Annotated in this window: 23 protein-coding genes; 6 read left to right on the top strand and 17 right to left on the bottom strand. The window is 68.3% G+C overall.

From position 1 onward, the window contains the following. Positions 1–49: 49 nt before the first annotated feature. The 7 genes from SOM10_RS16155 to SOM10_RS16125 are packed head-to-tail and all read right to left on the bottom strand — an operon-like array spanning position 50 to position 6544. On the bottom strand, positions 50–1834 hold the full coding sequence (locus tag SOM10_RS16155; protein WP_320491099.1) for a PAS domain-containing sensor histidine kinase: 1785 nt from the start codon (positions 1832–1834) through the stop codon (positions 50–52). Beyond that, positions 1831–2178, bottom strand: a complete 348-nt coding sequence (locus SOM10_RS16150) for a response regulator transcription factor (RefSeq protein WP_053098963.1) — start codon at positions 2176–2178, stop codon at positions 1831–1833. Before SOM10_RS16150 ends, SOM10_RS16155 begins: the two co-directional genes overlap by 4 nt. Next, positions 2175–2318, bottom strand: coding sequence for a hypothetical protein (locus SOM10_RS16145; RefSeq protein ID WP_200955156.1), 144 nt, complete (start codon positions 2316–2318; stop codon positions 2175–2177). Before SOM10_RS16145 ends, SOM10_RS16150 begins: the two co-directional genes overlap by 4 nt. Next, positions 2315–3817: a glycosyltransferase family 2 protein gene (locus tag SOM10_RS16140; RefSeq protein ID WP_235567436.1), complete on the bottom strand. Its 1503-nt coding sequence runs from the start codon at positions 3815–3817 to the stop codon at positions 2315–2317. The genes SOM10_RS16145 and SOM10_RS16140 overlap by 4 nt, the downstream gene beginning before the upstream one ends. Beyond that, the gene (locus tag SOM10_RS16135; protein WP_320491095.1) at positions 3802–4515 is read right to left on the bottom strand and encodes a PHP domain-containing protein; all 714 of its coding nucleotides are present in this window, start codon (positions 4513–4515) and stop codon (positions 3802–3804) included. The genes SOM10_RS16140 and SOM10_RS16135 overlap by 16 nt, the downstream gene beginning before the upstream one ends. After that, the gene (locus tag SOM10_RS16130) at positions 4512–5501 is read right to left on the bottom strand and encodes an ATP-grasp domain-containing protein (RefSeq protein WP_320491093.1); all 990 of its coding nucleotides are present in this window, start codon (positions 5499–5501) and stop codon (positions 4512–4514) included. Before SOM10_RS16130 ends, SOM10_RS16135 begins: the two co-directional genes overlap by 4 nt. Next, positions 5501–6544 carry a response regulator gene (locus tag SOM10_RS16125; protein ID WP_053098960.1) on the bottom strand — a complete coding sequence of 348 codons (1044 nt, stop codon included), beginning with the start codon at positions 6542–6544 and terminating at the stop codon, positions 5501–5503. The genes SOM10_RS16130 and SOM10_RS16125 overlap by 1 nt, the downstream gene beginning before the upstream one ends. Positions 6545–6761: 217 nt before the next feature. On the opposite strand from SOM10_RS16125, the gene SOM10_RS16120 reads away from it, so the two are divergent. After that, positions 6762–7175 carry a hypothetical protein gene (locus tag SOM10_RS16120; protein WP_056277275.1) on the top strand — a complete coding sequence of 138 codons (414 nt, stop codon included), beginning with the start codon at positions 6762–6764 and terminating at the stop codon, positions 7173–7175. Positions 7176–7236: 61 nt separating this feature from the next. Here SOM10_RS16120 and guaB read toward each other — a convergent pair whose 3' ends face one another. Continuing rightward, positions 7237–8739 carry an IMP dehydrogenase gene (gene guaB / locus SOM10_RS16115; protein ID WP_053098958.1) on the bottom strand — a complete coding sequence of 501 codons (1503 nt, stop codon included), beginning with the start codon at positions 8737–8739 and terminating at the stop codon, positions 7237–7239. A gap of 300 nt (positions 8740–9039) precedes the next feature. On the opposite strand from guaB, the gene SOM10_RS16110 reads away from it, so the two are divergent. Genes SOM10_RS16110 through SOM10_RS16095 form a run of 4 tightly spaced genes read left to right on the top strand, consistent with a single transcriptional unit; the run spans position 9040 to position 13112 of the window. Then, positions 9040–10356 (top strand): branched-chain amino acid ABC transporter permease, encoded by a 1317-nt coding sequence (locus tag SOM10_RS16110; RefSeq protein ID WP_042539449.1) that lies wholly within the window; start codon positions 9040–9042, stop codon positions 10354–10356. A 5-nt stretch (positions 10357–10361) separates the two neighbouring features. Continuing rightward, the gene (locus tag SOM10_RS16105; protein ID WP_053098957.1) at positions 10362–11339 is read left to right on the top strand and encodes a branched-chain amino acid ABC transporter permease; all 978 of its coding nucleotides are present in this window, start codon (positions 10362–10364) and stop codon (positions 11337–11339) included. 46 nt (positions 11340–11385) lie between these two features. Further along, entirely contained in the window at positions 11386–12351 is a 966-nt protein-coding gene (locus SOM10_RS16100; RefSeq protein ID WP_320491362.1) for an ABC transporter ATP-binding protein, read from the top strand. Then, positions 12348–13112: an ABC transporter ATP-binding protein gene (locus tag SOM10_RS16095; RefSeq protein ID WP_053098956.1), complete on the top strand. Its 765-nt coding sequence runs from the start codon at positions 12348–12350 to the stop codon at positions 13110–13112. Before SOM10_RS16100 ends, SOM10_RS16095 begins: the two co-directional genes overlap by 4 nt. 118 nt (positions 13113–13230) lie before the next feature. Here the strand turns inward: SOM10_RS16095 and SOM10_RS16090 are convergent, their stop codons facing one another. The 3 genes from SOM10_RS16090 to groES all read right to left on the bottom strand — a co-directional run bounded on the left by SOM10_RS16090 (position 13231) and on the right by groES (position 16031). Further along, positions 13231–14508 carry an ABC transporter substrate-binding protein gene (locus SOM10_RS16090; protein ID WP_320491085.1) on the bottom strand — a complete coding sequence of 426 codons (1278 nt, stop codon included), beginning with the start codon at positions 14506–14508 and terminating at the stop codon, positions 13231–13233. 144 nt (positions 14509–14652) lie between these two features. Beyond that, on the bottom strand, positions 14653–15591 hold the full coding sequence (gene rarD / locus SOM10_RS16085) for an EamA family transporter RarD (RefSeq protein WP_320491084.1): 939 nt from the start codon (positions 15589–15591) through the stop codon (positions 14653–14655). A gap of 143 nt (positions 15592–15734) precedes the next feature. Then, positions 15735–16031: a co-chaperone GroES gene (groES, locus tag SOM10_RS16080; RefSeq protein ID WP_039394204.1), complete on the bottom strand. Its 297-nt coding sequence runs from the start codon at positions 16029–16031 to the stop codon at positions 15735–15737. Positions 16032–16174: 143 nt separating this feature from the next. On the opposite strand from groES, the gene SOM10_RS16075 reads away from it, so the two are divergent. Then, on the top strand, positions 16175–17383 hold the full coding sequence (locus SOM10_RS16075) for a class I SAM-dependent methyltransferase (protein WP_320491072.1): 1209 nt from the start codon (positions 16175–16177) through the stop codon (positions 17381–17383). Positions 17384–17397: 14 nt separating this feature from the next. Here SOM10_RS16075 and SOM10_RS16070 read toward each other — a convergent pair whose 3' ends face one another. Genes SOM10_RS16070 through tsaB form a run of 6 tightly spaced genes read right to left on the bottom strand, consistent with a single transcriptional unit; the run spans position 17398 to position 22375 of the window. After that, positions 17398–18621 carry a hypothetical protein gene (locus SOM10_RS16070; protein WP_320491070.1) on the bottom strand — a complete coding sequence of 408 codons (1224 nt, stop codon included), beginning with the start codon at positions 18619–18621 and terminating at the stop codon, positions 17398–17400. Continuing rightward, positions 18605–19666, bottom strand: a complete 1062-nt coding sequence (locus SOM10_RS16065; RefSeq protein WP_320491068.1) for a hypothetical protein — start codon at positions 19664–19666, stop codon at positions 18605–18607. The genes SOM10_RS16070 and SOM10_RS16065 overlap by 17 nt, the downstream gene beginning before the upstream one ends. Positions 19667–19669: 3 nt before the next feature. Next, the gene (locus SOM10_RS16060; RefSeq protein WP_053098950.1) at positions 19670–20182 is read right to left on the bottom strand and encodes a hypothetical protein; all 513 of its coding nucleotides are present in this window, start codon (positions 20180–20182) and stop codon (positions 19670–19672) included. Then, complete coding sequence (gene tsaD, locus SOM10_RS16055; RefSeq protein WP_320491066.1) at positions 20182–21252, bottom strand: tRNA (adenosine(37)-N6)-threonylcarbamoyltransferase complex transferase subunit TsaD; 1071 nt, start codon at positions 21250–21252, stop codon at positions 20182–20184. The genes SOM10_RS16060 and tsaD overlap by 1 nt, the downstream gene beginning before the upstream one ends. Continuing rightward, the gene (gene rimI, locus SOM10_RS16050; protein ID WP_320491065.1) at positions 21249–21755 is read right to left on the bottom strand and encodes a ribosomal protein S18-alanine N-acetyltransferase; all 507 of its coding nucleotides are present in this window, start codon (positions 21753–21755) and stop codon (positions 21249–21251) included. Before rimI ends, tsaD begins: the two co-directional genes overlap by 4 nt. Further along, positions 21752–22375: a tRNA (adenosine(37)-N6)-threonylcarbamoyltransferase complex dimerization subunit type 1 TsaB gene (gene tsaB / locus SOM10_RS16045; RefSeq protein ID WP_295104128.1), complete on the bottom strand. Its 624-nt coding sequence runs from the start codon at positions 22373–22375 to the stop codon at positions 21752–21754. The genes rimI and tsaB overlap by 4 nt, the downstream gene beginning before the upstream one ends. Between the last annotated feature and the right edge of the window lie 7 nt (positions 22376–22382).

The following is a 22382-nucleotide window of genomic DNA, read 5'->3' as shown; positions in this document are numbered from 1 at the left end:
TCCGCCCGCGTGGCGAGCCGACCAGGCTATCAGCAATCGGGCCGACCGGTCAGCGAGTGCGGCCGACCACCTGGATCGCCTCGGTGCGCGGCGCCGCCGGGAGCAGCATCCGGAACTCGGTGCCGACGCCCTCTCTGCTCGTCACGTCCATCGTGCCGCCGTGGGCGAGCACGATCGCCCGGGTGATCGTGAGGCCCAGACCGACGCCGGGCACGGCGTTGCGGGTCGCTGTCGACGCGCGGAAGAATCGGGTGAACAGCATGCCCTGCTCGTCTTCGGGGATGCCCACACCGGTGTCGCGCACGGAGAGCTCGACGCCTCCGTCGACGAGACGCACGCCCGCGGTGACCCGCCCGCCCGCAGCGGTGAACTTGATCGCATTCGAGAGCAGGTTGTCGAGGGCCTGTCCGATACGTCCCGAGTCGAGCGAGAGCACGACGGGAGACGCCGGGATCTCGGCCACGATCTCGATGCCCTCGCGCTGCGCGTGCGGGCCGGACGATGCGACGGCGCTGCGCACCAGCTCGGTGACGTCGGCGTCTCGGCGCTCGAGCGGGAAGCGGCCCGATTCCACCTGGGCGGTGAACAGCAGGTCCCCGACGAGGTTGAGCAGGCGCTGCGCGTTGCGCTCGATGATGTCGACGAACTCCTGCTGGTCGGTCGTCAGAGGCTGCGCGGGATCGTTCTGCAGCAGGTCGAGGAAGCCGATGATGGCGCTGAGCGGTGTCCGCAGCTCGTGCGAGATCATGCCGACGAACTCGTCCTTCATGCGCGCGACCTCCACCGCCCTGGTCTCGTCGGTGATCACCAGCAGGTAACCGTGTCGGGAGCCGTCGGAGTCCTGGTACGGAGTGACGGTGACGCGCGCGGGAACCGTCGATCCGCCGACGGTCGCCACGTCGATGTGCGAGTCCACCGGCAGACCGGCGTCGGCATCGTCGAACAGCGCACGCAGGCCGGGGTGGAGCCCGTCGTCAGCGTGGGCGGCGGCCTCGGTCGCGAACGGGGCGAGAGCGTGCGAGGGGAAGAACCGGTCGACCGGAACGGCGGCGAGCGCGTCCGGCACCGCCATGCCGAGCAGGCGCACCGCACCCGGATTCCATGCCGTGATCACCCCGCAGTTGTCGGTGGCGATGACCGCCTGGCCGGTGATGGAGTTCCACAGGCTCGTGAAGGACTCGGAGAGCGCGCGATACTGCTGCTCGCTCGACTTCAGCTGCTCGAGCATCGCCTCGTTGGCGGCGAGAGCGGCCGTGCGCTCGACGACATGCGCCTCGGCCTGGGCCGTGCGCAGTCTCTGCAGTCGGGAGAGCTCGTTCACGATCGCACCGACGGTGGCGAACACCAGCGGGCCGATGACACCGCGAAGCCAGGCCACGGGGTCTTCCGGCGGATCGATGATGTTCGGCATGAGCAGCGCGATCGATGAGAACACACCGACGATCACGACCTGGCGGCGACCGGGGGCTGCGGCGATCCAGATGACCGGGAGGAGCACGAATGAGGAGAAGAGGGATGCCGGCCCGCCGGTACCCGCCCTGATCGCACCCAATCCGAGGATGTCGATCATCGGGATGAGCATGACGACCCAGCCGTCGTACACCCCGCGCACCGAGAGCACCGCCGCGAGTGCCGTCACCACCGCGACGGTGGCGAGGCCGAAGATCGCGACGCCGGTGTCGGTCACCGGGATGCCGGGGATCGTGAACATGAGGACGGAGGCGACCGCGACGGCGATCGCCGTGGGACCCTGCTTCATCAGCGGCGTCGGATTGTCGAAGTACCGGCGCCAGCTGCGCTCCATCGTCTGCTGAACGGTGCTGGTCGGAGTCATCGTGCCACTTCTCTGAGGAGTGCCCGTAGTTCGGCCCCGATGATCGGCTTGGGCAGTGCCGCGTCGGCGTCGGGGTAGTCGGCGACGTCGAGCACGGAACTCACGATCAGGAAGCACTCCGGGAAGCGCGTCTTGATGAGTCTCGCCAGCTCCGAGCCGCTGATGCCGGGCAGCAGCAGGTCGAGCACGGCGACGACCGGTGAGATCGTCGAGAATGCGGCGATCGCCGATTCGGCGTCCACCGCGGCGAACACGTCGAAGCCCTCGCGGTCGAGATAGCGCTTCAGGAGCGCCGTCTGGTCTGCGCTGTCCTCGACCACGAGGGCCAGCGGCCGCGCGGTCATCGCAGGAACAGCTCTCGCACGATCACGATGACGACGACGACGCCCAGGGCGAGGAGGGCCTGCGGGATGAGGAGCTTCTCCCGACGGGCGTCGGCGGCGATCTCCTCCTCCTCGGCGCTTCTCGAAGGTGCTTCGGTCATGAGTCGACCCGTCCGATCTTCTCGGTCTTGATCCACGCGGCGTCGGCGTGGCGCCACTCTTTGATGTAGGAGTCCACCGTGATGGCGCAGAGCAGCGAGCCGTACCCGCAGACGTAGAGCAGCAGCCCGGCGAAGAACCGTCCTGCCGGCAGGGGCTCGACGACACGGGCGAGCCAGATCCCGAGCATCGAGATCGGTCCCCAGAGGTAGAAGACGACAGCCCACATCAACCGCGTCTCGTCGGTGAGCGCGAGCCCGAGGTCGTTCAGGCCCGATTCGAACAGCCAGGGGAACAGGGCGATCGCCATCAGGATGAGGGCGCCGAGCCCGGGGAACATCAGCGCCTCACGCCACGACTGTCGGCCGATCCGCCCATCGAGCTGCACGGCGTAGAGCATCGAGAACAGATAGATGCACGCGGCGGCGATCCACATGAATCGGAACACGAACTCGGCGATGTCGCTGTGCAGGACCAGCAGCACGAGCAGCGCGGTGGCTGCGAGGATCATGAAGGCCGGCAGCAGCAGGATGGTGAACCACGCGAGCCCGAAGGCGAAGCTGCCGAGGTTGTGCACTCGGCTCGGGCGGAACCACAGATGCCGGTAGATCGACGTCAGCTGCACATTGCCGCGGGCCCACCGCAGGCGCTGCTTCCACAGACTGTCGATCGTGCGCGGCTCTTCGGCCAGCACGACCGCGTGCGGCTCGAACACCATCCTGCGCCCGGCCAGCTGCCCTTCGAAGGTCGTCATGGTGTCCTCGGCGAGCGTTCCCGTCGGGATCCGGCCGCCGATCGCCTCGAGATTCGCGCGTGAATGCAGCTGCGCACCTCCGGCGAGGCACGCGATCGCTCCCCCGACGTTCTGCGTCCGCCGGGCCGAGAGCTGCCCGATGACGTACTCGATCGCGATGAACCGGGTGAGGTAGTTGCGGTCGCGACTGCCCTCGGCGATATACGCGGTGACGGCGCCGACCTTCTCATCGGCGAGATGCCGGCTCATCTTGCGCAGCGAATCCCGCGCGAAGATCACATCGGCGTCCATGATCAGCACCGCTTCGGTCCACTCGTCCGCGAGCACGATGTCGAGTCCGTGGTTGAGCGTGTGCGCCTTGCCCTCGCCGCCCTTGTCCCGACGCAGATGCACGACCCGTCCGGGGAATGCCGCCGCCTTCGCGGCGACCACCTCGGGGGTGTCATCGGTCGATGCATCGTCGATGACGAAGATGCGCAGGCGGTCGGCCGGGTACTCGAGCTGCATCAGGCGTTCGATCGCCTGGCCGAGCACGAGGCCCTCGTTCCACGCCGGGATCAGCACCGCGACGCGGGGATGGTGCGGTGCCGCCTTGCCGTAGTGGTTGCGGAACGCGTGCACGGGCAGGGCGAGGAACTGCAGCCCGGTGTTGATCACCGGCAGGGTGCCGACCAGCACGCAGAGCAGGAGGATGACGACGACGACGGTCTCGACCCAGTTCAGTTCGGCCATCAGCTCGCCCTCCATCGGTCGAGGATCTCTGTCACGCGCGCGTAGCGTCCGACGTCGGACGCGATGTGGCTGTCCGTGGACGCGACGATCTCGGCGCCGGCGCTGCGCAGCGCGTCGAGCAGGGGGATGCCGGGGCAGCCCCACTTCTCGTTCACCTCGACCTGCGTGTCGGTCTCGGCCGCCGTCGTCGCCCACGCGGTGATGCGATCGGCACCGAGTTCCGCTTCGGAGAGACCGATCTTGGGCAGGATCGAGAAGCAGTGGGCGAGCTGATTGCCGGGGTGACGTCGCATCGCGGCGATCAGTGCCGACACGAGCTGATCGAGCGCGTCCTCGGCGGCCCAGCCGCCGTCGAGCCGTTCGCGGACGGCGCTCGGACCGAGGGGTCCGTCGATTCCGGGGAACTGGTGGTCGGCGATCAGGATGCGATCGATCCCGCTCGGCAGCTCGGGGATGTCCAGTTCTCCCGAGGCATCGAGGATCTTCGCCTCGACTCCCGTCAGTACCGTCAGATCCTCGGGCACGCGCAGCGCCCTCACCGCCGCGAGGTACTCGGGCACCCAGGGCGTCGACTGCCGCACGTGGTCGACCAGGCGCACGGTCGTGAGACCGGCAGCGGATGCCGCGGCGACGTTCTCGGCGAGAGTGGAGACCGCGTCATCCGAGAACGTCGAATGCACGTGGTGGTCGCCTCGCAGCAGCGCGTGACTCACAGTTCCTCCTGATGTCCCGCGTGCGCGGAGACGAGGATCTCGTCGACCTCGACGATCACGTCCTCGAGGAAGCGCACCGACGCGATCTCGCGGAAGGCGACCGTCGACGGGATCCCGCGGCCCAGGAACAGGTCGGCGACGAGCGAGGGGATGTCTACTCCCGCGGCGATCGTGAGCGGAAGCGCGCCAGGGAATCGGGGATTCACCTCGAGGAGCACCGCTCGGCCGTCGCGGTCGCGCCGGAGCTGGACGTTGGCGACGCCGACGAGTCCGATCGCCCGGGCGATGGATGCCGCCGCGTTCTCGAGTTCGTCGTCGTGCACCGTGCGCCCCGCGATGGCCACACCGGAGTCGACCCTGGCTCGGGTCCGCGGCACCGCCGCGACGACCGAGCCGGAGGCATCTGCGATCACATCGACCGAGTACTCCTCGCCCGGGAGGAAGTCCTGCACGATGAGTCCTTCGTCCTGCGGCAGCGCTTCGAGCGCCGCCCGGTCGGGGACGAGCCGTACGCCGCGGCTGCCGGCTCCCTGACGAGGCTTGGCGAAGACGGGGAACTCCCAATCGACCGCCAGCGCATCGGGGCCCGCGAGGACAGTACGCGGCGTGAGACCGGTCGACTCGCACCGCTCGGCGAGCAGCAGCTTGTCGAGGGCGACGGAGAGCGTGTCCTGCGAGGGCGCGGCGAGCACAGCCGGAGCCAGCTCCTCGCGCCTGCCGGCGAGCGCGATCAGCTCGACATCGACGGTGGAGATCACGAGATCGAGCCGGTCATCCTCGACCATGCGGGCTATCGCCGAGACGAAGTCGTCATCGCGCCCCGGCGGCACGAGACGGCGGTGCGTCGGCGGCACGAGGTAGATGCCGCTCGCCCAGCCGTCCATGTCCGCGGCGAAGACCTCGAGGTCTTCACGACGAAGCAGCGAGCGGATGACGGCGACGCCCGCCGGGCCACCGGCGCCCGTCACGAGTACGCGCGCGCTCATCAGCTCTCCCGTCGTGTGAGTTCGTGGGCGCCGATGAACTCGGCGGTCTCACGGACGACCTCGAGCGGCTCGACCGCCGATCCTCCGCCGAAGCGCGACCAGTAGCGAGCGGTGGCCGTCACGAACTCGGGTTCGAGGTAGTCCCGGGTCGCCGTCTGCGAGCCGAAGCATTCGAGCAGCCGCAGCTTCTGACCGATGTACTGGTCGATGCGGACGAACCGCGTCGGGCGGAAGTCGATCGTCGCCGAGGGGCTCTGGTAGCAGGCGACCGTTCCGACCCGCCGGGTCGCGGCGATCGTCGCCTCGCTCACCGCTCGGTGATCCTGGTGCCGATCGTTCGACGAGTGCGTGTAGACGATCGTCGGCTGGACCTCCTGCACGACCTCCTCGATCAACCGGACCGTGGCTCCGCCGCCGGAGATCTCGGTGTCGATGAGGTCTTTGACGAACAGTCGTGCACCGAGCATCTCCGCCGAGGCGAGCGATTCGTGCTGCCTGCTGTCAGCGTCTCCCCCACGCGCACCGCGCGAGAGGGTGAGGATCGTGATCGAGTCGCCCGCCTGGGAGTGCGCGGCGAGGAGTCCTCCGACGCCGATCTCGACATCGTCGGGGTGCGCGCCGATGGCGAGCACCACCTCTTTGGTGCGGTTGGCCTCGCGGCGCGTGCGGCCCTCCGTCACGAGCCGGGTGACCGCCTCGACGAGCTTCACGTTGTCGAGCGGCTTGGTGAGGAACTCGTCGGCCTGCGCGCGCAGAGCCGAGACGGCGTACTCGACCGAGACGTGCGCGGTCATGACGACCACCGGCAGGAGCGGGTCGTTCCGACGCAGCTGCGCGAGCAGCTCCAGCCCGTCGAGTCCGGGCATCTCGATGTCCGTGACGACCACGTCCGGCGTGAAGGTCTCGAGCCGCGCGACGGCGGACTCGCCATCGTGAGCGACCACGACCTCGCAGCCGGCCCGCCTCTCGAGCACGGTCTTGACGAGCAGGGCGACGTCTGGGTCGTCGTCGACGACGAGGACGCGGGGAGCATCCTGGGGCATATCTGCAGCTCTCAGTGGGGAAGTCCCCCTGCCGGTCAGCGGCCGGCGTGGCACTCCCTGCGCCCTTCGCGCCGGGAGCTCGAGGGGAAGTCGAGCGGGTGTCTCTAAATACTGGCATATCAACAGACCGCCGCGATGGCGGCCACGGCTGCTCCCTCAGTACTCTCGAGGATGAAAGCGGTCTGCGGACGGCCGCCCCTCTCGAAACGGAGCGACCATGACCGACTCGACGCGGCCCGAAGACCCGCAGTACAGCCCTCCCGCGTGGGACGGAGCGCGACCGGCGGATGCCGCCGTGGATCCTGCCGCCTACCCGATGGCCGGCCCGGGACAGCCCACGCCGTACACCTCCCCCGCCGGGCAGGGGCTGGCGGTCGCGGGACTCGTCCTGGCCTTCGTCATCGCTCCGCTCGGACTGATCCTGAGCATCGTCGCCGCCGTCAGGCTCGGCAAGGCCGGGGCACCGCGCGGCCTCGCCATCGCGGGAATCGCGGTCGGCGCCGTCATCACCGTCATCTGGATCATCGGCATCATCGTGCTCGTGAGCGTCTTCGCGAACCTGTTCGCGATGTGCGCCGACCTCGGTCCGGGCGTGTGGCAGGTCGGCGGAGTCACCTACACCTGCAGCTGAGTTCGCGGCCGGACGAGAAAGGGGCCGGATGCGATCGCATCCGGCCCCTTCTCGATTCGTCTCAGCGCTTGTAGTTCGGCGCCTCGACCACGATCTGCACGTCGTGCGGGTGCGACTCCTTGAGACCCGCCGCGGTGATGCGCACGAACTTGCCGCGCTGCTTGAGCTCTTCGATGGTGCGGGCTCCGACGTAGAACATCGACTGCCGCAGTCCGCCGACCAGCTGATACGCGACGGCCGACACGGGGCCGCGGTACGGCACCTGTCCCTCGATGCCCTCGGGGATCAGCTTGTCGTCGCTGGGCACGTCGGCCTGGAAGTAGCGGTCCTTCGAGTACGAGGTCTGCTTGCCGCGGGTCTGCATGGCCCCGAGGGAGCCCATGCCGCGGTACTGCTTGAACTGCTTGCCCGACTGGAAGACGATCTCGCCCGGCGACTCGTCGGTGCCGGCGAGCAGCGAGCCGAGCATCACGGCGTCAGCACCCGCGACGAGCGCCTTGGCGATGTCGCCGGAGTACTGCAGACCACCGTCGGCGATCACAGGGACGCCGGCCGGACGTGCGGCGAGCGACGCCTCGTAGACGGCCGTGACCTGGGGCACGCCGACGCCGGCGACGACGCGCGTCGTGCAGATGGAGCCTGGCCCCACGCCCACCTTGACCGCGTCGACACCTGCGTCGATGAGCGCCTGAGCGCCCTCGCGGGTGGCGACGTTGCCGCCGATGACGTCGATGTGCGCGAAGCTCTCGTCCGCCTTGAGCCGCGTGACGAGGTCGATCACGCCCTGTGACTGGCCGTTGGCCGTGTCGACGACGAGGACGTCGACTCCGGCGTCGCGCAGCGCCTCTGCGCGCTCCCAGGCATCGCCGAAGAAGCCGATGGCCGCGCCGACACGCAGACGACCCTGGTCGTCCTTCGTGGCGAGCGGGTACTTCTCGCTCTTGTCGAAGTCCTTGATGGTGATGAGACCGGCCAGCTTGCCGTCCTCATCGATGAGCGGCAGCTTCTCGACACGGTGATGCGCGAACAGGGCGATGACCTCGCCGGCGGCGACGCCCACCGGTGCGGTGACGAGACCCTCCGACGTCATGACGTCCTTCACGAAGGTGGTCTGACGCTCGAAGCCCGAGACGAAGCGCATGTCGCGGTTGGTGATGATGCCGACGAGGCGGCCGTCGGGGTCGACGACCGGCAGACCCGAGATGCGGTACTTGGCGCAGAGCGCGTCGACCTCTTCGACGGTCGCGTCGGGCGACGTCGTGATCGGGTCGGTGATCATGCCCGACTCGCTGCGCTTGACGCGGTCGACGTGGGCCGCCTGATCGGCGATGGAGAGGTTGCGGTGCAGGATGCCGATGCCGCCCTCTCGCGCCATCGCGATGGCCATGCGGGATTCGGTGACCGTGTCCATGGCGCTGGAGAGCAGCGGAGTCGCGACCGAGATACGGCGAGTGATCCGCGACGAGGTGTCTGCCTCGCTGGGGATGACGTCGGTGTGCCCGGGAAGGAGCAGCACATCGTCGTACGTGAGTCCGACGAAGCCGAAGGGGTCGTGCTGGTCCATGGATAGTCCTCCTGCGGGCGCGATCTGGGGCGAGGGTGTACCAATTCTAAGTGCGGAGCGGCTGAGGAAATTCCCTGCGCCCGCTGACATCGCGCGCAGGACGCCCCGGGTGACCTATCGGTATTTCGCAACTTCGTGATGGGATCGTTCTCACCGTGAGCAGATCGTGCCTTGGTCGAAACAGAGCCGACACATTACGCTCATACCGTCGTACATCAGGGCCGATGAACAACTCCGTCATGGCCTGTGTACTGGGCTGGAGGTTCTGTGCGTCCGACGATCTCGGCGAATCGAAGCGGAATGCGGTGGGTCATCATCCTGCTCGCGTCGCTCCTCGCCATCGCTTTCCTGTGGTTGCAGCCTCCGGCTGCGGCTTCCGCCGAAGAAACGGACGACGGCCAGGAGATCACAGACTTCTACTTCGCCGGTGTCATCACCTTCGATGACGACCCCGTCGAAGGCGTCGTGATGACGATCGAGGGCGGCGGCTTCGAAGGCGAGACCGAGACCGACGCCGAGGGCAAGTGGCGCCTGTACGTGCCCGAGAAGGACACGTACACGCTCACCGTCGACGAGGAGACCCTCCCCGACGGCGTGATCGTCGATGCGGCGCAGCTGCCCGAGGGCACTCAGCCCATCGCCGGCACGACGGCGTCGTTCGAGGTCGAGTTCGGCCTGACCGGCACGAAGATCCTCAACCTCTTCCTCGGTGAGGGCGAGAGGATGACGACGTCCTTCATCGACCAGCTCCTCTCACGTCTCGTGGGCGGCCTGAACTTCGGTCTGCTGCTGGCGCTCGCCTCCATGGGCGCGGCGCTCATCTACGGCACGACGCGGCTGTCGAACTTCGCTCACGCCGAGATGGTCACGTGGGGCGGCCTGGTCGCCCTCGTGACGACGAGCTTCTGGCATCTGCCGCTGTGGCTCGGCATCATCGCCGCCGTGATCGGAGGCGGTCTCTTCGGCTGGGCCCTGGATGCCGGCATCTGGCGTCCGCTGCGACGACGAGGCCTCGGTGTCGTGCAGCTGATGATCGTCAGCATCGGTCTGTCTCTCGCCCTGCGCTATGCGTTCCAGTACATGATCGGTGGTGGCACGCGCCAGCTCCCGGGGGCCAGCCCCGAGCCGTTCCGTTTCGGTCCGATCTCGCTGTCCTACATCGACCTGATCGGCATCGTGGTCAGCATCGTCGTGATCGTGGGCGTCGCGTTCTTCCTCACCCGCACCCGCATCGGCAAGGCGACCCGCGCCATCTCCGACAACCCGCAGCTCGCCGCAGCATCCGGCATCGACGTCGACAAGGTCGTGCGCTACGTCTGGATCCTGTCCGGCACGCTCGCCGCCATCTCCGGCATCCTCTGGGCCTACTTCCGCCCCGGCGTGAAGTGGGACATGGGCATGCAGATGCTGTTGCTCATCTTCGCCGCCATCACCCTCGGCGGGCTCGGCACGGCGTTCGGTGCGCTCGTCGGCTCCCTCATCGTCGGCATCGCGGTCGAGGTCTCCACCCTCTGGATCCCCTCGGATCTGAAGTATGCGAGCGCCTTGGTCGTGCTCATCGTGATCCTCCTCGTCAGACCGCAGGGCCTGCTGGGACGCAGGGAAAGGTTGGGCTGATCGCCATGGACTTCGGAAGCATCTTCTCGAACACAGCCGTCTATCTGTTCAGCCCCGTCACCCTCGCCTACGCGCTGGCGGCGACCGGTCTGGCCGTGCACTTCGGCTATGCGGGCCTGCTCAACTTCGGCATGGCCGCCTTCATGGCGGTCGGCGGATACGGATACGCGATCTCCGTGCTGACCTTCGGGCTCCCCTGGTGGGTCGGCATGCTCATCGGTCTCCTCGGGGGCGCGTTCTTCGCAGTCCTCCTCGGCATCCCGACGCTGCGGCTCCGTGCCGACTATCTCGCCATCGCGACGATCGCCGCGGGTGAGATCGTACGACTGCTCTTCACCACCCAGATCTTCGACGAGTACACCAACTCGGCAGACGGTCTCGCGCAGTTCAACGGCGGGTTCCGCGACGCCAATCCGTTCCCGCCGGGCACCTACGGCTTCGGACCGTGGACCTACAGCGCGAACGACCTGTGGAACCGGGTGTTCGGACTCATCGTGCTGCTCGTCGCGATCCTGCTGGTGTGGTCGCTCATGCGCAGCCCGTGGGGACGCGTCCTCAAGGGAATCCGCGAGGATGAGGATGCCGTGCGCTCGCTCGGCAAGAACGTCTTCGCGTACAAGATGCAGGCGCTCGTCGTCGGTGGCGTGATCGGCGCAGCCGGAGGAATCGTCTTCGTCCTCCCCTCGGCTGTCGTGCCGGGCAGCTACACGACCTCGCTCACGTTCTTCCTGTGGACGATCCTGCTGCTGGGCGGCGCGGCCACCGTGTTCGGCCCGACACTCGGGGCCATCCTCTTCTGGGTCGTCTTCGCGTTCATGGCGAACCTGCTCCCGGCGATGGCGCGGTCCGGAATCCTGCCCATGTCCGACAGCCAGGCCTCGACCCTGGTGTTCATCTTCGTCGGCATCGCCCTGATGCTGCTCGTGATCTTCCGACCTCAGGGCATCCTCGGAGACAAGAGGGAGATGACCTTTGTCAAATGAACTGACCCCCGACGAGAGCGCCCAGACGGCGCCCGCGACCGGCAGCATCCGCCGACCGAAGACCACCGGACTCGCCAAGGGCCCTGCGGCCCCCGGCGTGCCGAAGGTCGATCCCATCCTGATCGCGGATGCCGTGCAGCGGCGCTTCGGCGGTCTGACGGCCGTCGACGTCGACCACGTCGAGATCCCTCGCGGCGCCATCACCGCTCTGATCGGCCCGAACGGAGCAGGGAAGACGACCCTGTTCAACCTGCTCTGCGGTTTCGACAAGCCGAACAGCGGGACCTGGTCGTTCGACGGCGCGAGCCTCTCGGGCGTTCCCTCCTTCAAGGTGGCGCGCATGGGACAGGTGCGCACGTTCCAGCTGACCAAGTCGCTGTCGCTGCTCACCGTGCTCGAGAACATGAAGCTCGGTGCTCCTGGACAGCGCGGCGAGGGCTTCTGGTCGAGCCTGTTCCCGTTCCTGTGGCGCAAGCAGGATCAGGAGATCGAGGTCAAGGCCCGCGAGCTGCTGGCCCGCTTCAAGCTCGACGCCAAGGAGAAGGACTTCGCCGCGGCGCTCTCGGGCGGCCAGCGCAAGCTCCTCGAGATGGCGCGAGCGCTCATGAGCGATCCGACCCTGGTGATGCTCGACGAGCCGATGGCCGGCGTCAATCCGGCGCTGACCCAGTCGCTCCTCGATCACATCCTCGACCTCAAGGGCCTGGGCATGACGGTGCTGTTCGTCGAGCACGACATGCACATGGTCCGCCACATCGCCGACTGGGTCGTGGTCATGGCCGAGGGCAAGGTCGTCGCCGAGGGCCCGCCCGACGAGGTCATGGAGGACCCGGCCGTGGTCGACGCCTATCTCGGCGCCCACCAGGACCTCGATCTCGGTGCCGTGACCGGTCGCATCCCCGTGATCGAGAACGCCACCGCCGCCAAGCTCCGCGAGCAGATCGAAGCAGAAGCCGAGGCGGAGCTCGAAGCGACGAGCACGCCGGATCACGACCAGAAGGACAACGCATGAGCGCCGAGACCTCCGCTGCGGCACCGCGAACGGACGACATCGTCGTCGAGCTGAAGGACGTGCACGCCGGCTACCTGCCCGGTGTGAACATCCTCAACGGCGCCAACCTCGTCGCCCGACAGGGCGAGCTGATCGGCATCATCGGCCCCAACGGCGCCGGCAAGTCGACCCTGCTGAAGGCGATCTTCGGGATGGTGAACGTCCGCAGCGGCGAGATCACCGTGAACGGAGAGAGCATCATCGGGTTGAAGGCCGACAAGCTCGTCAAGCGGGGCGTCGCCTTCGTGCCGCAGACGAACAACGTGTTCCCTTCGCTCTCGATCGAGGAGAACCTGCAGATGGGGCTGTATCAGAACCCCAAGATCTACGCCGAGCGCCTCGAGTTCGTCACCGGCATCTTCGCCGAACTCGGCAAGCGCCTCAAGCAGCGCGCCGGGTCGCTCTCGGGCGGCGAGCGGCAGATGGTGGCGATGTCGAGGGCACTCATGATGGACCCGTCGGTGCTGCTGCTCGACGAGCCCTCCGCCGGCCTCTCCCCCGTGCGTCAGGACGATGCGTTCATCCGCGTCTCCGACATCAACAAGGCGGGCGTGACGACGATCATGGTCGAGCAGAACGCGCGGCGCTGCCTGCAGATCTGCGACCGCGGCTACGTGCTCGACCAGGGCAAGGACGCGTACGAGGGCACCGGACGCGACCTGCTGAACGATCCGAAGGTCATCGGTCTCTACCTCGGAACTCTCGGCACCGACGCCGCCTGAGGGCTCCCACGACAGAGGGGCGGATGCGACTCGCATCCGCCCCTCTTCTGTCCCCTCGCGCAGCGGGCACGCACACGACGAAGGCCCCGGATCGAGGATCCGGGGCCTTCGCTCGTGATCAGTTGGTGCGGGAGATCAGGTTGTCGGCGCTGTACTCGTACGTGCCGATCGATGCACCCTGCGGGTCGCCGTTCTCATCGAACGTGATCTCGCCGGAGTAGCCGTCGTAGTCGGCGGTTCCACCGTCGTTGATGATCGCCGCGCAGTCCTCGAAGCTGGTGCACTTCTCACCGTCTCCGCTGCCGCCCGAGACCTCGGCCATCTTCGCAGCGATGTCCGCGCCCTCGGTCGAACCGGCGGCGAGAGACGCGAGTGCGACGAGCACGACCGCGTCATAGGCCTCGGCTGCGTAGGTGAAGTCGTTGACCTCGGGGTTGCCCTCGCCGGTCCAGAACGTCTGCAGACGGTCGGTGAAGTCGTCCTCGAGCGCCGGTCCCGGCTTCGTGCCCTGTGCGCCCTCGAGCGAGAACGGGAAGTTCGTGTCGGGCGAGGAGCCGTAGTCCGACAGGTTTCCGTCGACGAGGTAGAACTTGTCGGGCGAGATGCCGGCGTTGACCAGCAGCGGGGCGATGGTCTTGAACTGGTCGAACGACACGATCGCGACGGCGTCGGGGTTCTGAGCCTTGATCGTCTCGACCTGTGCGTCGAACTGACCGTCACCGACGTTGTACGACGCGTCAGCGACGACCTCGCCACCCGCGTTCTCGAACGTCGACTTGATGTTGTCGAACAGTCCGGTTCCGTAGGCGTCGTTCTGGTAGATCACGCCGAGGGTCTTGTGTCCGTCTTCGGCGATCAGGTTGCCGAGGACCTCACCCTGCAGAAGGTCGCTGGGCGCGGTGCGGAAGTAGAGACCGTTGTCGTCCCAGTCGGTGAAGTCCGGGCCGGTGTTCGAGGCCGAGATCTGCAGGATGCCGGCGCTGACGTTTCCGTCGAGGATCAGGCGGGAGACGCCCGACGCCGCGGCACCGACGATGGCGGTGACGCCCGCGCCCTGGAGCTTGCTGATCGACGTCTCGTAGGCCTTGGTGTCGGTGTCGCCTTCGTCTTCAGCCGTCAGGTTGATCGTGACGCCGGCAGCAGCATCGTTGACCTCCTTGACCGCGAGGCCGACGCCGGATTCCATGGGCGGGCCGAGGAACGACAGCGAACCGGTCTGCGGCAGCAGCGAGCCGAGCTCGAGCGTGAGGTCGGCCGACGATCCGCCGCCGCCGCCACCGTCGGACGGCTCCTCAGAGGGCGTGCCGCTGCAGCCTGCGACGACGATCGCCGAGACGCTCAGCAGCGCGACTCCGGCGAGAATCTTGGCGCTGCGCGAGCGCGTGAATGAGGTCATGATGCTCCCTTGCGTGACTGGCCGTGGATTGTGACCACGGTCGGGTGCTCTAACACTAGGACTGAAAGGCTTCGCGTAGGGGTCGCCGATGTTTCGGTGCGTTAACGATCCGACACCGAGTTTCCGGACGGGTGAACCGGGAGTTCAGACGAGTGTCGGCTGATCGATCCGGCGTCCGCGACGCGCGGCGAGCAGCAGGTCGATCAGGAACACGAGGATCGCGACCCAGACGATGATGAAGCCCGCCCACCGCTCGGGCGGCATCGGCTCGCCGAGCACGACCGCGCCGATGATGAACTGCATGACGGGGGTGATGAACTGGATCATCCCGATGACGGTGAGGTTGATGCGTCGGGTGCCCGCGGCGAAGAGCAGCAGGGGCACCGCCGTGGCCACACCGGCGAACGCGAGAAGCACCGCATGCCACGCACCGTGGGAGCCCATCGTGATCCCGGCGGGTGTGGCGGCGACGAGGATCAGCTGCACGACGGCGATCGGGATCAGCCAGAACGACTCGAGCGTGAGTCCGCTGACCGCATCGACCGCGGGGCCGATCTTCTTCTTGATGAGTCCGTAGACGCCGAACGAGGCGGTCAGCGAGAGGGCGATCCACGGGAACTCGCCGTAGAAGAGGACGATCACGATCACGGCGACCGCCGCGATGCCGATCGCCGCCCACTGGAGCCTGCGGATGCGCTCCTTGAGCACGAACACCCCGAGCAGCACGGTGGTGATCGGGTTGATGAAGTAGCCGAGGCTGGTCTCCACGATGTTCCCGGAGAGGGTCCCGATGAGGAACACCTGCCAGTTGACGTAGATCAGGACACCCGCCAGAGCCGTCCATCCCAGCAGCCTCGGCTGTCGGACGATGACGCCGAAGGCGGCCCAGCCGCGCATCACGGTGAGGAGGAGCAGGCAGAAGACGAACGACAGCAGCACGCGCCACGCGACGACCTCCCACGGACCGGTGGGCACGAGCAGCAGGAAGTAGAGGGGCAGCACGCCCCAGAGCAGATACGCTCCCCCCGCGTACGCGACTCCCGCCGTCTGAGTGGCTCGGGAGGCGGCGTTCGTCGGGGTCACCGCACAACCCTATGCCCGTCGCCGCGCCGCCTCCGCCCCACGAGACCCGCCGTCCGGACATTGGCAGGAATCGATGGACCGGTGGCCGAACACGCAGGAAGGCCCGGATGCGTGATGCATCCGGGCCTTCCGAAGACGTTGTCTCAGCGGACGACGACTGCGAGCACGTCGCGAGCCGACAGGACGAGGTACTCGTCTGCGCCGAACTTCACCTCGGTGCCGCCGTACTTGCTGTAGAGCACACGGTCGCCCACGGCGACGTCGAGCGGAACGCGGTTGCCGTTGTCATCGATGCGGCCGGGGCCCACGGCCACGACCTCGCCCTCCTGGGGCTTCTCCTTGGCGGTGTCGGGGATGACCAGGCCACTCGCGGTGGTCTGCTCGGCCTCGACCTGCTTGATGACGATGCGGTCCTCGAGCGGCTTGATGGAAACCGACACGGTCTACCTCTTCTTTCTTGACGCTGACAGGAAGACTTTTCGCACTCTCAACCCGAGAGTGCTAATCCAGTCTAGGCGTTCCGCTGGCACTCACGCAATGCGAGTGCCAATGCGGCGAACAGCCCGCCGCCTAAGCTGGGGCAGTGGAGATCTCCGAGCTGCGCGCACTGCTCACCCCCGAGGGCCTGAAGGCGCTGGACGAACTCGGCCCCGTCGACGAGGTCGCCGACGTCGCTCGGATCGTATCCCGGCTACGTGCGGCCGGCCACTCGCCCGAGCTCGTCTCGGCCGTGGTCGGACAGGCACGACTTCGCACCAAGGCGAAAGGCAAGTTCGGCGACTTCGCGGCCCGGATGCTGTTCACCCGGGCCGGACTCGAGCAGGCGACACGGCTGGGCGTGGCCGCCCGGCATGCCCAGCGGATGCGCCGCGCCGGCATCACTCGCGTCGCGGATCTCGGCTGCGGCATCGGCGGGGATTCTCTTGCCTTCGCCGGTGCAGGGCTCGACGTCGTCGCCGTCGACGCCGACGAGGTGACCTCGGCGATCGCGGCGTACAACCTGGCGCCTCTCGGAGACAGCGCGAGGGTGATCCACGGCACGGCCGAGGCGCACGTGCCCGTCGAGGGCGACGAGAACCAGGCGATCTGGATGGATCCGGCCCGCCGCACCGCCGGGCACAGCGAGACGCGCCGGGTCTCGTCCGATGACTACTCTCCGCCGCTGGACTGGGCCTTCGCTGTGGCCTCGCGCACATCGACGGGCATCAAGCTCGGTCCCGGTCACGACCGCGATTCACTTCCCGTCGACGCCGAGGCGCAGTGGGTGAGCGCAGACGGCAGCGTGGTCGAGCTCGTGCTCTGGACGCGCGCTCTCGCCCGCGACGGCATCCGCCGTTCCGCCCTCGTGATCCGCGGCGAGCGCTCACATGAACTCACCGCAGGCGCCGACGCCGTCGACGAGCCCGTGCGGGAACTCGGCGCGTTCCTGCACGAGCCGGACGGGGCGGTGATCCGGGCGCGTCTGATCGGCGATGTCGCGCGCAGCCTCGACGCGGGAATGCTCGACGAGCGCATCGCGTACCTCACCTCTGACGCCGCGGTCACCAGTCCGTTCGTGCAGTCGTTCCGGGTGCGCGAGACGATGCCGGCGAACCCGAAGGCGATCAGCGCAGTCCTCAAGGCGAACGAGATCGGATCTCTCGAGATCAAGAAGCGCGGCATGGACATCGACCCCGCGGCCTTCCGCAAGAAGCTGGCGCTGCGGGGCGAGCAGACCGCGACGCTGATCCTCACTCGCGTGGGTGATCAGCGACGAGCGATCCTCGCCGATCGGGTTCCGGCAGCCGGCTGACGTCTCCCCGGCGCCTAGCCCTCGGTGTCGTCTGACGGGATGTCGACCTGGATCGGATCCTGGAATTCGCCGCCGAGCTCGAGCGTCTCACCGGGCCTCACCGTCGGCTCTGCCGTCGCCGTCGTGCTGTCTCCGGACACCACGAGGTAGGGCATGCCGTTCAACGTGTACGCGAGACGCACGCTCCAGTCGGAGATCATCCCTCCGGCCTCGTCCACGACGGTTCCGGCGACCTCGATGACGTCCGCCGACGATTGTCCCTCGCTCGCCGGGCGGCATTCGACGGCCTGGACGGCATCGACGATGAGGCAGTCCTGGATGTCGTCGCTCTCGACGCGCTGTGCGCGCCAGACCGGGGCATCGCGGAAGTACCCGACGACGGAGAAGGAGAACTCTTCGAAACCCTCCTCGACCAGCTGCTCGGCGCGTTCCCGCTCGTCACCCTGGAACTGCGACAGCCAGGAGTTCTCGTCCGAACGCCATCGCTGGATGATGCCGACGACCTCCCCGTTCATCGCTCGCGCGGCGGACGCCCAGATCTCCTCGAGGCCCTCGTCCCCCTCCCCCGGCACCGCGACGCTCGCGTTCAGGCCGATGCCGTTCCCGTTGTCGAGATCGGACGCGGGCTGGCACTGATCCGCCGACTTGTCGGCGGCGTCGAGCGTCAGGCACACCGTCTCGCCGTCGTCCTTCGTCGCGTACCAGACGAGGGCGTCCTCGTCCTGTCCGATCGCGCGCAGACTGCCCGGGTCGAACCCGCCCTCGGCCTGCAATTCCGCACGCCGCTCCTGCTGCGCGGAAGTCAACGCGACGGCATCGCCGGAACGCCCGAAGAGCGCCCAGCCGGTGCCGAGACCGATCACGAGCAGAAGTGCGGATGCCGCGGCGACCGCCTTCCAGTGCTGACGGAATGCGGCGCGGAGGCCTCCGGTCTCGGCAGACCGGCGTCCGTCGTCCGCGTGTTCGTCGGGAGCGCTGGGGGAAGCGTCGGCGACGGGTGCCTGACCGTCACGGAACGGCTTCTCCGACGTCGGCGGCTCGTGGGCCGGTCCCTGCCCGACCGGCGCGTCGACCCGGTCGCGCGGGCCAGGGTCGACCCGGTCAGGCCTGCCAGGCTCGCCGCGCAGCGATTCGAGCTCTCTCAGCCTCGCCGCCTCGGCCTCGGTCAGGCCGCCGTCGCGGCCGTACGCTTTGACCTGCAGTGCGCGCAGTTCGGCAGAGTCACTCTCCTGCAGCATCGTCGCCCTCCCAGCCCTTCGTCACGGTCAGGTACTGCTGACCGTAGCCGAACCGGTACTCGTAGCGGGTCGTCTTCCCCTCACCCACGACGTCGAGCACGAGCGTCCTGTCCGCGTCGGCGAGCATGATGCTGTCATCGCAGGCCATCGGAGGGTCGGGCATCGACCCGTCGTAGACGAGACAGTACCTCTGCGTGGACATGTCGATCCCCGTCCAGATCGGCACGTCATCGTCGTAGCCGGCGACCAGGATCGTCCGCCGGTCCAGTCCCGTCCGCTCGGCGAGGGCGGTCGCCGCCTCCGCCTCGTCGGGGCTGGCGAACATCGCCGTGGACTGCGGCGAGGTGATGTAGCTGCGGGTGACGACCGCCGGCTCGCCGGCCGGCGTGAGGAACATCTGCGCCTCGACGTCATAAGTCTGACTCTGGCTCACGGGTTTCGTGAGAGTGGCATTCACGCCCTGGACCACGGCCTGCTCCCGCGTCGTGCACGCGGGAGCCGTCGCGTCCTCGTGTCCGAGCACCAGGCACACGTCAGCGCTCTCGTTCTTCGTCGCGAACCAGATCACGACGCCTTCTTCCTCCGCCATGGCCCGCACCGACCCCGGGTCGAAGCCCCCCGATGCGACGATCGCGCTCTGCCACTCCTCCTGCTGGGCGCTGAGCTGCATCGGCGCGGGACCCCGGTCGGTGAAGAGAAGCCAGCCCAGCGCGAGGCCGATGACCGCGAAGGCCGTGGCGACCGCGACCGCGAGACGCCGATGGTGTCGCAGCGCGATGAGCGGGGACTCGCCCTGGCGCTCGACGTCCACGACCGGGTCGGCAGGTGACGCGCTCCCCTCCTCCTCGGCAACGCCCCGCGGAGCCTGCGCAGGGTCCGGCGCACGCGTCTCCGGACTTCTCGTCGCCGGCGGCCCCGCCAGACGCGTCTTCGCGGATTCCAGCTCGCGCAGCCGCGCTGCATCCGCCGCGCTCAACGCCCCCGCACGGCCGTACGCCCGCGCCTGGAGCGCGCGCAGCTCGACGGATCGGTCCGCGTCGAGCATCGGCTATCCGAGTCTCTCGAACTGCATCCCGGCCCAGACGAGCCAGCCGAGGCTGTAGACGGTCGCACACAGACCGAGAACGAGCGCCCAACGAGCGATGGCGCGGCTCTCGACCGGTCGGCGCAGCGACATGATCGACGCGATCACGGCGACGATGGCGATCGGGATGCCCCAACCGACGAAGAACGACGCGGCCAAGGCGACGACCGCCGCCATCAGCGCCCAGGGAGCGAGGCGGGTGTCGTCCACGGCGGACGTGCCCGTCGCCGGCTCCCAGTCGCTCTCCCGACCGATGTCCTCGGCGACTGGCCCCGTGACGACCACCGGCTCGACTCCGACCGGGCCGGTGGGGAGCTTCGTGTATCCCTCGCGGCGCGACCCGGGTATGCGTGCCGACCCCGCCGGATGCTCGACCTCGCCGCTCGGGCGCTCGATCCTGGTCGGCGGCACCGCGGCACTCGAGGCGGGCCCCGGTTCTGCACCCGCCCTATCCGGAGTGCGAGGCACGTCGCTCATCACATCACCGCGACGCGCTCGTCGACCTGGATCTCGGTGACGGGAAGCGTCGAGTCGGCTCCGAACGCCAGCGTCGACGGGCGACGGCCGGACGCGATGAGCTCCGCGGCGAGCGCCGCGATCATCGCGCCGTTGTCGGTGCACAGCGTCAACGGCGGGATGCGCACCGTCACGCCGGCCTTCTCCGCCCTCGCGAGGGCGACCTCGCGGAGTCGTCGGTTGGCGATCACTCCTCCACCGAGCAGCAGGCGGGGCACGCCGAGGTCTGCGCACGCGGCGAGCGCCTTCGTCACGAGCACATCGACGACCGCCTCACGGAAGCTCGCGGCGACGTCGGCGACGGGCACGGGAACGCCGTCTGCCTCGCAGCGCTCGACCCAGCGCGCGACAGCGGTCTTGAGCCCGGAGAAGGAGAAGTCGTAACGGTGCTTCGCGAGGTCGGAGGCGCGCGAAAGCCCTCGAGGGAAGCGGATCGCGTTCGGATCTCCGTCGAGTGCCGCTCGATCGATCTCGGGTCCGCCGGGGTACGGCAGCGACAGCAGTCGGGCGACCTTGTCGAACGCCTCCCCCGCGGCATCGTCCATGGTCTCGCCCAGCATCTCGACGTCGGTCGTGAGATCGCGCACGTGCAGCAGCGAGGTGTGCCCGCCCGATACCAGCAGCGCGATCGTCGGGTACTCCAGCGGCTCGGAGTCGGGAGTCAGGATGTCGGCGGCGATGTGTCCGACCAGGTGATTGACCGCGTACAGAGGCTTGTCGAGCGACACCGCCAGCCCCTTGGCGGCGCCGACGCCGACCATGAGCGCTCCCGCGAGGCCGGGTCCGCTCGTGACGGCCACCGCGTCGAGGTCGCCGAGCCGCACGCCGGCCTCGGCCAGGGCGGCGTCGATCGAGGGTTGCAGCGCCTCGAGATGGGCGCGGGCGGCGACCTCGGGAACCACTCCGCCGTAGCGGGCGTGCTCGTCCATGCTCGACGCGATCGTGTTCGAGAGCAGCGTGCGTCCGCGGACGATCCCGATGCCGGTCTCGTCGCAGCTCGTCTCGATGCCCAGCACCAGCGGCTCGGTCATGAGGTCGCCTCCTTCGCGGCATCCGACGCCGTCTCATCTCGATGCTCGGAGCGCGGATGCTGCAGGGCGAGGCGCATCACGATCGCGTCGACGTCGTCGGGCTGGTAGTAGCGGGGGCGACGTCCGATCTCCTCGAACCCCTCCGAGCGGTACAGCCCCTCGGCACCGGGGTTGTCTGCCCGCACCTCGAGGAAGACCTCTCTGGCTCCGCGTTCCACCGCGGCATCGAGAAGGGACCGCAGAAGCGCCCGGCCGCGGCCGCGACCGCGGTGCTCGACGTCGAACGCGATGGTCTGGATGTCGGCGTCACTCGACCCCTGCAGTGCACGGACTCCGCCGTAGCCGATGATCGCGCCGTCCTGCTCGTCGACCAGATAGCGTCCGTGCGGGCTCGCGAGCTCCAGGGCCATCGCCTCCGAGCTCCACGCGTCGGTGGGGAACGAGCGGTGCTCTATCGCCATGATGGCGTCGAGATCGTTTGGCGTCGCGTCGCGCAGCGTCATGACCCCACCTTCTTGGGCGCTCCCGGCACGGTGACGTCGGGCTGACGCAGATAGATCGGCTCGGTGCCCGCGAGTGTGCGCCCGGCAGCCAACGCCCTCGCGCCCACGCGAGCCAGATCGACGCCCGACAGCGTCTCCACATCGATACGGCGGATCCCCTGGAGGTGCTCGTCGGCGTCGACGCGTGCGACCAGCACGGTGTCGGTGATGACGTGCGGGATGCCGTCGGCATCCGTTCCGTCGAAGACGGTGATGGCGACCTCTCGGCGGCGGGCGTCCGTCACGATGGCGAACGGCCCGGTCACGGCGTGATGCTCGACGGCCGTGAGCGCTGCGGCGAAGTGGCTCGGCACGGGGACGACGGGGATGCCACGCCCCAGCGCGAACGTGCGTGCCGTCGCGATGCCGATGCGGAGTCCGGTGAACGGCCCCGGGCCCATACCGGCCACCACATGATCGATCGGGCCTGATCCGGGCGCGTCGAGGGCCCGCACGAGAAGCTCGCCGATGACCTCCGCGTGACGGAGCGGATCGGCGGCCGAGGCATCTGACAGACGCGTGCCGTCGTCGTCGATGAGGGCGACGGCGGTGCCCAGGGAGGTGTCGACGGCGAGGATCACCTCTCCA

The sequence above is a fragment of the Microbacterium sp. CFBP9023 genome (assembly GCF_034045055.1).
GTDB lineage: Bacteria > Actinomycetota > Actinomycetes > Actinomycetales > Microbacteriaceae > Microbacterium.
The sequence above is the reverse complement of the archived record's forward strand: the minus strand, read 5'-3'. Positions and strand labels throughout refer to the sequence as shown.

Excerpts from the sequence above, each read along its gene's own strand:
- SOM10_RS16155 (WP_320491099.1), bottom strand. The coding sequence starts at position 1,834 with ATGACTCCGACCAGCACCGTTCAGCAGACGATGGAGCGCAGCTGGCGC.
- SOM10_RS16150 (WP_053098963.1), bottom strand. The coding sequence starts at position 2,178 with ATGACCGCGCGGCCGCTGGCCCTCGTGGTCGAGGACAGCGCAGACCAG.
- SOM10_RS16145 (WP_200955156.1), bottom strand. The coding sequence starts at position 2,318 with ATGACCGAAGCACCTTCGAGAAGCGCCGAGGAGGAGGAGATCGCCGCC.
- SOM10_RS16140 (WP_235567436.1), bottom strand. The coding sequence starts at position 3,817 with ATGGAGGGCGAGCTGATGGCCGAACTGAACTGGGTCGAGACCGTCGTC.
- SOM10_RS16130 (WP_320491093.1), bottom strand. The coding sequence starts at position 5,501 with ATGAGCGCGCGCGTACTCGTGACGGGCGCCGGTGGCCCGGCGGGCGTC.
- SOM10_RS16125 (WP_053098960.1), bottom strand. The coding sequence starts at position 6,544 with ATGCCCCAGGATGCTCCCCGCGTCCTCGTCGTCGACGACGACCCAGAC.
- SOM10_RS16120 (WP_056277275.1), top strand. The coding sequence starts at position 6,762 with ATGACCGACTCGACGCGGCCCGAAGACCCGCAGTACAGCCCTCCCGCG.
- guaB (WP_053098958.1), bottom strand. The coding sequence starts at position 8,739 with ATGGACCAGCACGACCCCTTCGGCTTCGTCGGACTCACGTACGACGAT.
- SOM10_RS16110 (WP_042539449.1), top strand. The coding sequence starts at position 9,040 with ATGCGGTGGGTCATCATCCTGCTCGCGTCGCTCCTCGCCATCGCTTTC.
- SOM10_RS16105 (WP_053098957.1), top strand. The coding sequence starts at position 10,362 with ATGGACTTCGGAAGCATCTTCTCGAACACAGCCGTCTATCTGTTCAGC.
- SOM10_RS16095 (WP_053098956.1), top strand. The coding sequence starts at position 12,348 with ATGAGCGCCGAGACCTCCGCTGCGGCACCGCGAACGGACGACATCGTC.
- SOM10_RS16090 (WP_320491085.1), bottom strand. The coding sequence starts at position 14,508 with ATGACCTCATTCACGCGCTCGCGCAGCGCCAAGATTCTCGCCGGAGTC.
- SOM10_RS16070 (WP_320491070.1), bottom strand. The coding sequence starts at position 18,621 with ATGCTGCAGGAGAGTGACTCTGCCGAACTGCGCGCACTGCAGGTCAAA.
- SOM10_RS16065 (WP_320491068.1), bottom strand. The coding sequence starts at position 19,666 with ATGCTCGACGCGGACCGATCCGTCGAGCTGCGCGCGCTCCAGGCGCGG.
- SOM10_RS16060 (WP_053098950.1), bottom strand. The coding sequence starts at position 20,182 with ATGAGCGACGTGCCTCGCACTCCGGATAGGGCGGGTGCAGAACCGGGG.
- tsaD (WP_320491066.1), bottom strand. The coding sequence starts at position 21,252 with ATGACCGAGCCGCTGGTGCTGGGCATCGAGACGAGCTGCGACGAGACC.
- rimI (WP_320491065.1), bottom strand. The coding sequence starts at position 21,755 with ATGACGCTGCGCGACGCGACGCCAAACGATCTCGACGCCATCATGGCG.